Below are 12,563 nucleotides of genomic sequence, written 5' to 3' on the forward strand. Positions count from 1 at the left end.
CTCAAAAATAGCGTTTAATTAACCGTTTAAATTGTTAGATTTTTGACAAAATTAGATTAACTCTGGTTGATAAATATTTTTTAGAAGCAGAACAATATCATTCAAAACAACTTGCAGTCCCGCTGTCCGCTAAATTCCCGATCAACAAAAACTACGGCTAAAAAGCCTTGTTTTTCTAAATCGGGAGATACCGCTCCCATCGGGGCTAGATTAGACGTTTTTATTTTCATAAGAACCTATCTACGCAACGAAACCCGACAGGTTTTTAAAACCTGTCGGGTTAATTTGAAAACTTTTACCTTCATAAAAACTCTATCCTAACTTTGTCAAAGTTAAAACTTTGACAAAGCTCTTTACACAACGAAACCCGACAGGTTTTTGAGACCTGTCAGGTTAATTTGAAAATTTTACCTTCATAAAAACTCTATCCCAACTTTGTCAAAGCTTTAAACTTTGAGAAAGCTCTTTACACAACGAAACCCGACAGGTTTTTGAAACCTGTCGGGTTAATCTGAAAACTTTACCTTCATAAAAACTCTACTCCAACTTTGTCAAAGTTTTAAACTTTGACAAAGTTCTTTACAACGAAACCCGACAAGTTTTTAAAAACTGTCGCGATTCAAACTTGAAACCTGAAACTTGAAACCATAAAAAAAGGCACAAAATCTATAATTTCATGCCTTTAAAATATACTTTAAATACTTTTAGAAAAATCTGCTGTGCCAACTGTCAGCGGCAGGAACTTCCCAAGCATCATTAAACTCTTCGATATTGTTAACCAAATTATTAAACACAATTGTATTTGCAGTAACCGCTTTGTCTTTGACCATCTTCTTGAAATCAATTAACGGTTTGTGCGCAATGTGTTCTCCAAGTTTAAAAGTAACGTTCATTTTATCTAATAAATCAACGTCGTATTTTTTCTCTAATCCTTGAATAAATTCGACAGAGCTATCAATAGAACAGCCTGTAGCAGCCTGCACTTCTTGATTTACTGCCAATATAATAAATCGATTGTACTTTAATAAAAATGAAGCTTCCAAACTTGTGCCATGTGCAGCCCATTGTTCTACAAAAGCTTTTAAATCGGCTTCTATTTCAGAAAACTCTTCCTCAGAAAATTTTCTGTTAGACTGGTAAATCCAAACTCTAGATTCACCTGGTAAATTTTCAAAAGGTATATACATTTTAACTTTAGATTTTAAATTGTTGATTTTAGATTTTTTTTTTTAAAGTTTCAAGCTTCAAGTTTCAAGTTTCAGATTAAAACCTTTGTCCCTTTGTTACTTTGTCCCTTAAAAACTAAAGATCTTGTGCATTCGCAATTAATTCAGCGACATCTAAAACTTTAACCTGACCTTCTTTTTCTTTATTCTTAATTCCGTCTGTCAGCATCGTATTACAGAACGGGCAGCCCGCTGCAATAATATCAGGCTGAGTTTCTAAAGCATCTTCCGTACGAAGAACGTTTACTTCTTTATTTCCAGGTTCAGCATCTTTAAACATTTGCGCTCCTCCTGCTCCACAGCACAATCCGTTTGCTTTAGAACGCTTCATTTCAACTAATTCAACATCTAATTTCTGAATTAAATCTCTTGGCGCTTCGTAAACTTTATTTGCTCTTCCTAAATAGCATGGATCGTGGAAAGTAATTTTCTTTCCTTTAAATTGACCGCCTTCAACAGTTAATCTTCCATCATCAATTAATGATTTCAAAAATTCTGTATGGTGAATAACTTCGTAATTGCCTCCTAATTCAGGATATTCATTTTTTAAAGTATTAAAACAGTGCGGACAAGCTGTAACGATTTTTTTTGCCTCATAAGCATTCAAAACCTCGATATTCATCATGGCTTGCATTTGAAACAAAAACTCATTTCCAGCTCTCTTTGCAGGATCGCCAGTACAGCTCTCTTCTGTACCTAAAACTGCAAAAGAAACATTCGTACGGTTTAAAATTCGTACAAACGCTTTAGTAATTTTTTTTGCTCTATCATCAAAACTTCCTGCGCAACCTACCCAAAACAGAACCTCTGGCTGTTTTCCTTGGGCAAGCATTTCTGCCATTGTTGGCACTACTAAACTTTCTGACATTTCTCTCACTTTTGTTTAATCGGTTAATTGTGAAATTGTTTAATCGCTAAAAGCAAAATTACAATTCTATAAAAACCGAAATATTATTTTAAAATCGATTAAACGGTTAAACAACTAACCGATTAAACAATAAATCTTAATTCTCGTTTTTCCAATTTAAACGGTCTTGCTGGCTGTACTGCCAAGGCGCACCATTATTCTCAATATTAGTCATCATCGCGTTCAACGACATTGGAGCAGCACTTTGTTCCATTACCAAATAACGGCGCATATCCATAATGATAGACAACGGACTGATATTAACAGGACACTCTTCTACGCAAGCGTTACAAGACGTACAAGCCCATAGTTCTTCTGGTGTAATGTAATCGTTTAAAAGCGTTTTGTTATCTGGAACAAAAACACCTTTGTTAGCGTCGATATTTTTACCAACTTCTGTCAAACGATCTCTTGTATCCATCATAATTTTACGTGGAGACAACTTTTTACCCGTCTGATTTGCAGGACATGAAGAAGTACAACGCCCGCACTCTGTGCAAGTATAAGCATTTAACAACTGAACCCAGTTTAAATCCTGAACATCACTTGCACCAAATTTAGCCGGATGCGCATTTTCATCAGCTGGAGCTGTTGCAAACGGATCTGCATTTGGGTCCATCATTAATTTCACTTCTTTTGTAACCGAAGCTAAATTATCAAACTGACCTTCTGGTTTTAAGTTAGCAAAATACGTATTTGGAAATGCTAAAAGAATATGCAAATGTTTTGAGAAATATAAATAGTTCATAAAAACTAAAATCCCAGCGATATGCAGCCACCAGAAAACTTCAAATAATAATCCAACAACCTCATTAGAAGTTCCATTAAAAATTGGCGCTATAAACTGGCTTATTGGGTAACTTCCTGCTTTGTGAAAATGAGAATATCCTCCTGGCACATTTTGCAAATGAAAATCAGAAGCATTCATCAACAAGAAAAAAATCATTAAAACAGTTTCAAAATACAAAATGTAATTGGCATCGCTTTTTGGGAAACCAGTTAAATCTGAATGGATAAAACGTTTCAATCGAATAAAGTTTCTTCTAAGCCAAAAAACAGTAACTGCAAAGATTACAAGAATAGCTAAAATTTCGAATGAGGCAATTAGAACATCATAAACTACTCCTAAGTAAGGCGCAAAGATTCTATGAGTCCCAAATAAACCATCGATGATGATTTCCAGCAATTCAATGTTAATAATAATGAAACCAACATATACGATAATATGAAGGATTCCTGCAACAGGGCGTCTCACCATTTTTGACTGCCCAAGAGCAATCAATGCCATGTTTTTCCAACGAGCTTTAGGGTTATCTTTTCGATCTACATCGACTCCCAAATTAATATTTCGGATGATTTTTTTTACGCTCGCTGCAAAAAAACCGAAACCTGCTATAAGAAGTACCGCGAATAAAATATTATCTAAATAACTCATTTACAATTATTTTTTATCAGTTGAGTTTGTTTCTTCAGTTGGTGCTACGTATGGTTTATTTTTCTTTCCAAAAAGAGAAACGTTTACGTAACGAGTTGGGTAAAGACGAAGATCCTGCAATAACAATTCTAGCTCTTTTGAAGTTTTAGTCAAGTTATTGTATAATGCTTCATCATTTAATATTTTTCCTGCTGTTCCTTTTCCAGAATTCAAATTAGACATTAAAACATCTACTTTAGCCAAAGTCTGGTTCAAGTTACGAACTGTTTTACCTAAATCTGCTTTGTTTAATGAATCTGAAATTTTGTTGAAATTGCTAGACATTTTATTAAAGTTTGATACAACTCCATTAATCTGTCCTTTATTGGTATCCAAAATATTGTTTAGACTTCCAGAAGCTTTATGAAACTGTGACATTGTCTGGCTTAACTCAGCAATTGTTTTCTTTAGATTTTCTTGAGTATTTTTGTCTAAAGTATTATTCAATCCGCTAACTAAAACATCAATGTTCAAAAGCATTTTTTCAAGCTTCTGCTGGATTGGCTCAATTTTTCCACCTAACGATTCTGTCAATCCTAATTCTACAGTCGAAACTAATTTTTGTCCGTCTTCTGCCAATTCCTTATCAGCAAAATTTGGAATAATTTTAATTTGTTTCCCTCCAATCAAACTTGGAGAATAAATAGAAGCTGTGCTCGTTTTTGAGATTGGAAAATCTGTTTTAAGCTGAAGCTCAACTAATAATTTTCCTGTAACTTCATCAATTGTAATTTTATTTACTTTACCAATCGCAAGCCCGTTAAGCGTTACTGGCGCTGATGGTGATAAATCTTCAACATTATCATATTCGGCATATAATATTGTATAATTAGTAAAAAGGTCTCTTCCCTTTAAAAAACTATATCCCCAGATAAATAGTAGAATGGATGCGATGACTAAAATAGCCGTTTTAATTTCTCTTGTTAGTTTCAAAATTCTAAGTGTTTGTACAAAATTAATATAAATATTCGAACTTGCGCTTATTATTTAATCGCGTCCTGAATACTGATTTTTTCGCCATCTTTAGTAGCCACTAAAAAGGCAGCGCCATATCCTTTGCTTTTAGCTTCTTGCAGGTATTTTTGTGCGGTTTCGTAACTTGGCGTTTCTTCATAGAAATATTTGTAAATATTATTTTCATATGCCATAGTTACATTTTTAAGTCCTTTAAAGTTTTTAGGCTCTAAAGGTGTTTTCTTGATGCTTGCAATAAGCTGCACTTTAAAAAAAGTTCCTTTTGGCGCATTTTTCACAACAGCAACTGGAGCAGTTGTTTTTGGTTTTGCCTTAGTTGAAGTATCTCTTATGGGCCGACTATCCTCTGATTCAGTTCCTGAACCAAAGTATTCTCTTTTATAGCTTAAAATAGCCTCTGCAATTGCTCTTGCAATATCATCCTGACCTTCTTCTGAATTTAGAATATTTCCTTCTGTTGGATTAGAAACAAATCCTGTTTCAACCAAAACGCGAGGCATATAGGCTTTATGAAGTACCATAAAAGGGGCTTGTTTTACACCTCCATGACGAAGTTTTTTTCCTAACTTCTCAAAGTTTTCTTCAATTTTGGTAGCAAGTGTGATGCTGTTATCTAAATATTCTTCCTGCATCAAGGTCATACCAATCATCGATTCTGGAGAATTTGGATCGTAACCTTCATATTTGCGTTTATAGTCTTTCTCTAATGTAATTACAGAGTTCTCTTTTTTCGCAGCTTCAAGGTTTGATGCTACTTTACTTAAACCCATTACATAAGTTTCGGTTCCGTCGGCTGCAGTATTTTTATTGGCGTTACAGTGAATTGAGACAAAAATATTTGAATTCGCTCTGTTTGCAATATTGGCTCTTTCGACCAAATCAACAAAAACATCTGTTTTACGAGTATAGATTACATTAACATTTGGATTTAGCTCTAAAATTTTCCCTACTTTCAAAACAATAGCTAAAGCAATATTTTTTTCTATCCGCCCACTATAAACAGCTCCAAAGTCATGATCTCCATGTCCAGCATCTAGTGTTACCTTAAACACATTTGACTGGCTATGAGCACAAAAGGACGATATCATTAGAAATAAAGCAAATATTACTTTAAATTTGTTAATTCTATTCATAAATCTAAAAGTTAATTTTAATAAAACACGGCTGTTATAATTTTTAGAATTGATTATTTTTGCCAAAAAATTATATGTAAGTTTGACGTGTCAAAAAACAAGCCATAATTTTACAAAAATAGCATTTAAACCTTTGCATACAAACTTATTTAATATCGTTTTAATATCATTTTTCCTAACTATAGGTTGTGGTAATTTATATTCGCAAGAAATAAAAAACAAAAAAAAGCCTTTACCTGCTGTAAAACAAACAGATAAAGAAAATACTGCGATTACAGATACCATAAAACTAGATACTGTAAAACCCAAAAAGACTTTTTTGGACGGAAAAGTTAGATATAAAGCCAAAGATTATGCTAAAATTGACCAGAAAAAAAAGCTGATCACTTTATATAATGAAGCTGAATTATACTATAAAGACGTAGAATTAAAATCGGGTATAATTGTACTTAATTACGAAAAAGATGAAGTTTATGCTGGAAGGATTAAAGATTCTGCTGGAGTTTTAACGCAATATCCTAACTTTAAACAAGGGGCAAGCGAGGTACAGCCAGACTCTATCCGATTTAACTTTAAAACTAAAAAAGCCTTAATCTACAACTCTAGAACAGAACAAGGCGAATTTAAAATTAAAGCCGCTGTCACCAAAAAGGAAAACGATTCGGTTTACTTTTTGAAAGGCGCACGTTTTACAACTTCAACAGATGTCGATCATCCTGAATACTATTTTCAGACTAGTAAAGTTAAATTTATACCTGGCAAAAAAGTAATTACCGGTTTGACCAATATGGTAATTGCTGATGTTCCTACTCCACTGGCGTTGCCTTTCGCTTACTTTCCAATGAGTCAGGAAAAGAGTGTTTCAGGTATTATCATTCCAAGCTACAACGACTCTAATACGCGAGGATTTTCGCTTCAAAACGGAGGTTATTACTTTGCGCTAAGCGATAATTACGACTTGACTGTACTGGGAGATTATTATACCAATGGAAGTTACGCCATGCGATTCGAGTCGGCTTATGCAAAACGATATAAATACAGAGGAAATGTAAACGTTCGTTTTGAGAACTTAATCAGCAGCGAACGCGGTTATCCTGATTACTCAAAACAAAGCATTTACAATATTCAATGGTCACATTCTAAAGACACAAAATCAAATCCGAACTCTACTTTCTCTGCTTCTGTAAACATGGGTAGCAGTAAGTATTTCAAACAGTCTATCAACCAAGCTAATATTGGATCGAACTTAAATAACACATTAAGTTCTTCTATTTCATACAATAAAACTTTTAATACCATTCCTGGGTCCCGTATTTCGTTATCTGCAACCCATAGCCAGAATACGCAGACAGAAGACATCATTATGACACTTCCGTCTTTACAGGGAAGTATTGACCGTGTTTATCCTTTTGTTGGAAAAGATGGCGTAAAGAAGGGATTAATAAAGAATATCAACTTGCAATATAACGTCAGCGGTAAAAACTATTTCAAAACAAAAGATTCGTTGTTCTTCAAACCTCAGATGTTTGACGATGCGCAATTAGGATTACAGCAGACAATTCCATTGAGCACTAACTTTAAGATTTTCAAGTATTTTAGTGCTGGAGCATCTACAACTTATCAGGAAACATGGGTTAATAAGACCATTCAGAAAGTTTACGACCCTACTACGGCCCAAACCATCAACAAAACAGTAAATGGTTTTGACGCTTTCAGAACTTACAATTTCAGCACCAATCTAGGAACGACCATCTACGGGACTTTCAATTTTGGAGATGACAAAAAAATTCAATCTATCCGACACGTCATGCGTCCAAGCATAACGTATGCTTATACGCCAAGTTTTGAAAAGTACTATGATACTTATGCAGTAGATGCATCTGGAAGAATCACTTCTGAATACACGAGATTCGAAAACGGATTATATGGCGCTCCTGGAAAAGAAAATTCCAACATTGTAGGTTTTGCTTTGAGCAACACATTTGAAGCAAAAGTTAGAGACCGCGACAGCACAAAAACAGAGCCTAAAAAAATAATGCTGCTAAACAACTTAAACTTCAGCACGAGCTACAATTTCAATGCTGACGGTAAATCGACGTTTGGATGGCAGCCTGTATTAGTTAGCGGTGGAACGCAGTTTTTTGACAATAAAATGAATATGAACTTTGGCGCAACATTAGATCCATATGCGATTGATAATGGCGGTAACAAAATTGACAAATTCAACATTGACAACGGCGGAAGTTTATTTAGAATGACAAGTGCAAACGTGACAGTGAATTACTCATTTTCGAATAAAGGAACTGGAAAAGAAAAGGAAAAGAACACCCAAAGTCAGCGGAACGGAGGGCGAAACGATGACTTGTTTGGTACCAATACAGACTTAAACGACAGCCGAAATAGCCAATTTGCCAATGAACCTGAAAGAGAGGATGCCATTACGGAATTTTTTAATTCTAAAGTTCCGTGGGATATGACTCTCGCCTATTCGTTAACGTATTCAAATGTCAAACGAGAGAATACTATTTCTGGAAACTCTATCATGGTTTCTATTAACACTGACCTTACTCCAAAATGGAAAGCAGGGGTTTCAACGGGTTACGATTTTGTGCAAAAAGGAGTCACCTTTACTCAATTCCGTTTTGAAAGAGATTTATTGAGCTGGAGAATGGCTTTCAACTGGCAGCCATTAGGAACAAATTCGAACTGGAACTTCTTCATCGGAATTAAATCTGGTATGCTTAGTGACATCAAATGGAACAAACGCAGCGTTTCAAATAGATAAACTACTTTCGAATCAAAATAATTTCATTATGAAAAAAATAATTTTTACCGAGAAAGCTCCGGCTCCAATCGGACCTTATAATCAAGCCGTATTATCTGGAAACACACTTTATGCTTCTGGGCAGATTGCAATCGATCCTGAATCAGGAGAATTGATTACAGACAACATTAATGATGAGACTACTCAAGTGATGAAAAACATTGCTGCTATTCTTGAAGCTGCAGGGATGACATTTGAGAACGTTGTAAAGTCAACTATTTTCATCATGGACATGAATAACTTTGGTGCAATAAATACCGTTTACGGTTCTTATTTTAACGAAAAAACCGCTCCAGCTCGTGAAACGGTTCAAGTGGCTTGTCTGCCAAAAAATGTTAATGTAGAAATTTCTATAATTGCTGTTCAATAGCATCTAATAATAATTGTGCCGTTGCTTCATTGGTTGCCAGCGGCACATTATGCACATCACAAACACGGATTAGCATATTGATATCTGCTTCATGCGGATGGCTTGACAAAGGATCTTTAAAAAAGAAAACCATCTGCGTAATTCCTTCTGCAACTCTTCCCGCAATTTGCGCATCGCCTCCAAGAGGTCCAGAAAGCATTCTCTGAGTTTTAAATCCAGCAGCTTCAGCTTTTCCTCCCGTAGTACCAGTACCAATAAGCCTTATTTTTTCATTGTGCAAAACAGCCTCATTTTTGATTAAGAAATCAATCAAATCAGCTTTTTTGCCATCATGAGCAATAATGGCAATTTCCATAAAACCAGAACTATTGATTAGCGACATGATAAGCAATTAATCCGTCAATTGGTCTTCTTAAAACGTTACCCAATTGAAGTTCATATTTATTAAATGTCTCTTGCAACTCATCTTTCAAATAAAATGCAATAGAACCAACAAAATGTACAGGAACTTCTTTGCAATTGTCAAATTGTTTGATGTAATTCTTAACGAAAGACTTCATTCCTTTGAAAATGATTTTTCTGCAGAACTCTGTGTCTTTATGCTTAATTAAAAACTTAGCGTAAGTTGCCAAATAAGCATTTGGGTTTGGCTCTTTATATAATTTATTTTTAATAAAATCCGGATCAACGTCGTACTCTTTTTCAAGTTCAACAGCCAATTCTTTAGGCATTTTATTAAAATAGTATTTTCTAATTAATTCTTTTCCAAAAACATTTCCACTGCAATCATCCATAACAATGTATCCTAATGATTGCACTTTTTGATGCAATGTTTTTCCATCAAAATAACTGCAGTTAGAACCTGTTCCTAAGATGCTAACGATTGCTTCTTCTCCTTTTGGAGTTGTTGCATAAACAGCAGCATAAGTGTCTTCTTGAACGTCTACAATTGCGTTAGAAAAATATTCTTGAAAAATTTGTTTCAACCACTCTTTCATTCTGTCAGTACCGCAGCCGGCACCATAAAAGAATAAATGCGTAGCATTTTTTTTATTTTGTAAGATGTCAAAACGGTCATTTAATCTTTCGATGATTTCTGGCTCGTCTAGAATTTCAGGATTTAATCCTAAAGTTTGTGTTGTGAATAATACTTTTCCATTATCATCTATTGCAATCCAATCGGCTTTAGTAGATCCACTGTCAACTATTAATTTCATTTGTTTCGTTTTTGGAATTAGGTTTTTCTATTTTTAATTCAAAAGTGTGTTTTTTACATTAATCATAGAGGTAACAAAATAAGAAAATCCCGTTATTGTAAGGTAACGGGATTTTGCAAAAATATATTATTATTTTAAACCTGCAATATGTACAGATAAATCAATTAATTTGCTTGAGTATCCGTACTCATTGTCATACCAAGATACCAATTTGAAGAAAGTAGAATTTAATCCAATTCCTGCACCAGCATCAACAATTGAAGTTCTTTTATCTGAGATAAAATCTTGAGAAACAACAGCATCTTCAGTGTATCCTAAGATACCTTTCATTTCATTTTCTGAAGCTTTTTTCAATACAGCTAAGATTTCTTCGTAAGTAGTTTCTTTTGCAACTTTTACTGTTAAATCTACTACAGAAACGTCAGCAGTAGGAACACGGAAAGACATTCCAGTTAATTTACCATTCAAAGATGGGATAACTTTTCCAACCGCTTTAGCAGCACCTGTTGAAGAAGGAATGATGTTGATTGCAGCAGCACGTCCACCTCTCCAGTCTTTTCTAGAAGGTCCGTCAGCTGTCATTTGAGTTGAAGTAGTTGCGTGAACAGTTGTCATTAAACCTTCAACGATTTCGAAATTATCGTGAATAACTTTAGCTAAAGGAGCTAAACAGTTTGTAGTACAAGAAGCGTTAGAAACAACTAAATCAGAAGCTTTTGCAGTTTCGTGGTTAACTCCCATTACAAACATTGGAGCATCTGCAGAAGGAGCAGAAATGATTACTTTTTTTGCACCACCTTTTAAGTGCTCGCTTGCAGTTTCGACAGTAGTGAAGATACCAGTACATTCAGCAACAACATCTACATCTACTTCGTTCCATTTTAAATCAGCTGGATTTCTTTCTGCAGAGATACGGATGTTTCTTCCGTTTACATAAAGTTTTCCTTCTTTAACTTCTACAGTTCCGTTGAAACGACCGTGAACTGAATCATATTTTAATAAATAAGCTAAGTGATCTACGTCTAACAAGTCGTTGATTGCAACAACTTCTACATTATCTCTATTGAAAGACTCTCTAAAAACGATTCTTCCGATACGTCCAAATCCGTTTATTCCTAATTTTACTTTTGACATTTTACTAAATTTTTTGCTTTTGTTTTTATTACACTATTTCAAAGTCTAATTTCCTCACAATAAACTTCTTTTCTTTTTTAAACTTTTTATATTGTCTATGTAGACATAATGTCTGACACTCTTAACAATTCTCTATCAATTTCTGATTTTCCTTTGATAGCTTGCTCAAGCGGAGTTAAAACCACTTTATCTTCACGAAGTCCAACCATATAATTGGATTTTCCTTCTATTAAAGATTCTACTGCTTTTACTCCCAAACGGCTTGCTAAAACACGGTCAAAACAAGACGGAGAACCACCACGCTGCATATGTCCTAAAACAGAAACTCGTACATCGTATTCTGGAAGGTTGGCTTCAACATAATCTTTTAATTCGAATACGTTTTTACCTATCTTATCTCCCTCAGCAATAACAACTATACTAGATGATTTTCCTGACGCTTTACTTTTTTGAAGCGAATCTAAAAGACGATCTAAACCTAAATCTTCTTCAGGAATAAGGATTTCTTCTGCTCCTGCACCAATACCTGCATTAAGAGCAATATGACCAGCATCTCTACCCATAACCTCTACAAAGAAAAGACGGTTATGAGAACTCGCTGTGTCTCTAATTTTATCGATACAGTCTACAACAGTATTTAAAGCTGTATCATACCCTAAAGTAAAACTTGTACCATAAATATCATTATCAATTGTACCTGGAATTCCCATTACTGGAAAACCAAATTCTGAATTAAAAATTAATCCTCCGGTAAAACTTCCGTCACCACCAATAACAACCAAAGCATCAACACCAGCCTTAACAAGATTCTCGTGTGCTTTTTTTCTACCTTCTGGCGTTCTAAACTCAACTGAACGAGCCGATTTTAAGATCGTTCCACCTTTGTTTACAATATTATTTACGCTACGTGGTCCCATCTCTTTGAAGTCACCCTCAATCATTCCCTGGTACCCTCTATAAATTCCGATGCATTCTATATTATGATATGCGCAAGTTCGAACAACTGATCGTATTGCAGCATTCATTCCAGGTGAATCTCCTCCTGAGGTAAGAACACCTACTTTTTTTATTGTTTTTGGCATTATTTAAGTATTAAAGTGTAAAATTAGCAAACATTCAGCACTTTTCGGGTTACGATTATCATAAATTAATAAAATCTGTTAAATTCAAACGTTTTCGTTAATAAGTTTTTTCTAGGAAAAAATTTCATTAAAAATAATAAAACGCTAATTTTTTAATTAAATCGTCAAAATTAACAATACCCTGATGAAGTGTTATAAAAATCAGAATTTCCCGCTCACAT

The 12,563-nt window shown here is 34.5% G+C and carries 11 protein-coding genes; 2 read left to right on the top strand and 9 right to left on the bottom strand.

The window, feature by feature from the left end; genetic code table 11:
• Nucleotides 1-704 precede the first annotated feature (704 nt).
• From N4T20_RS19170 to N4T20_RS19190, 5 genes are all read right to left on the bottom strand, one after another.
• Nucleotides 705-1,187, bottom strand: a complete 483-nt coding sequence (locus N4T20_RS19170) for an ABC transporter ATPase (protein WP_260670670.1) — start codon at nt 1,185-1,187, stop codon at nt 705-707.
• Between the two features lie 115 nt (nt 1,188-1,302).
• The gene (locus N4T20_RS19175) at nt 1,303-2,094 is read right to left on the bottom strand and encodes a (Fe-S)-binding protein (protein ID WP_260670671.1); all 792 of its coding nucleotides are present in this window, start codon (nt 2,092-2,094) and stop codon (nt 1,303-1,305) included.
• 136 nt (nt 2,095-2,230) lie between these two features.
• Nucleotides 2,231-3,568, bottom strand: coding sequence for a (Fe-S)-binding protein (locus N4T20_RS19180; protein WP_260670672.1), 1,338 nt, complete (start codon nt 3,566-3,568; stop codon nt 2,231-2,233).
• Between the two features lie 6 nt (nt 3,569-3,574).
• Nucleotides 3,575-4,540 carry an MlaD family protein gene (locus N4T20_RS19185; protein ID WP_260670673.1) on the bottom strand — a complete coding sequence of 322 codons (966 nt, stop codon included), beginning with the start codon at nt 4,538-4,540 and terminating at the stop codon, nt 3,575-3,577.
• 50 nt (nt 4,541-4,590) lie between these two features.
• On the bottom strand, nt 4,591-5,715 hold the full coding sequence (locus tag N4T20_RS19190) for an N-acetylmuramoyl-L-alanine amidase (RefSeq protein WP_260670674.1): 1,125 nt from the start codon (nt 5,713-5,715) through the stop codon (nt 4,591-4,593).
• Nucleotides 5,716-5,797: 82 nt separating this feature from the next.
• On the opposite strand from N4T20_RS19190, the gene N4T20_RS19195 reads away from it, so the two are divergent.
• Nucleotides 5,798-8,500 (top strand): putative LPS assembly protein LptD, encoded by a 2,703-nt coding sequence (locus tag N4T20_RS19195; RefSeq protein ID WP_260670675.1) that lies wholly within the window; start codon nt 5,798-5,800, stop codon nt 8,498-8,500.
• Nucleotides 8,501-8,528: 28 nt separating this feature from the next.
• Nucleotides 8,529-8,909 carry a RidA family protein gene (locus N4T20_RS19200; RefSeq protein ID WP_260670676.1) on the top strand — a complete coding sequence of 127 codons (381 nt, stop codon included), beginning with the start codon at nt 8,529-8,531 and terminating at the stop codon, nt 8,907-8,909.
• Here the strand turns inward: N4T20_RS19200 and N4T20_RS19205 are convergent.
• The 4 genes from N4T20_RS19205 to pfkA all read right to left on the bottom strand — a co-directional run bounded on the left by N4T20_RS19205 (nt 8,890) and on the right by pfkA (nt 12,342).
• Nucleotides 8,890-9,264, bottom strand: a complete 375-nt coding sequence (locus tag N4T20_RS19205) for a methylglyoxal synthase (protein WP_260673126.1) — start codon at nt 9,262-9,264, stop codon at nt 8,890-8,892. The genes N4T20_RS19200 and N4T20_RS19205 overlap by 20 nt on opposite strands.
• Nucleotides 9,265-9,274: 10 nt before the next feature.
• Entirely contained in the window at nt 9,275-10,126 is an 852-nt protein-coding gene (locus N4T20_RS19210) for an N-acetylglucosamine kinase (RefSeq protein WP_260670677.1), read from the bottom strand.
• Between the two features lie 129 nt (nt 10,127-10,255).
• Complete coding sequence (gene gap, locus N4T20_RS19215; RefSeq protein WP_260670678.1) at nt 10,256-11,260, bottom strand: type I glyceraldehyde-3-phosphate dehydrogenase; 1,005 nt, start codon at nt 11,258-11,260, stop codon at nt 10,256-10,258.
• A 95-nt stretch (nt 11,261-11,355) separates the two neighbouring features.
• Nucleotides 11,356-12,342 (bottom strand): 6-phosphofructokinase, encoded by a 987-nt coding sequence (gene pfkA, locus N4T20_RS19220; RefSeq protein WP_008468812.1) that lies wholly within the window; start codon nt 12,340-12,342, stop codon nt 11,356-11,358.
• Nucleotides 12,343-12,563 lie beyond the last annotated feature (221 nt).

The organism is Flavobacterium sp. TR2, assembly GCF_025252405.1.
Classification (GTDB): domain Bacteria; phylum Bacteroidota; class Bacteroidia; order Flavobacteriales; family Flavobacteriaceae; genus Flavobacterium.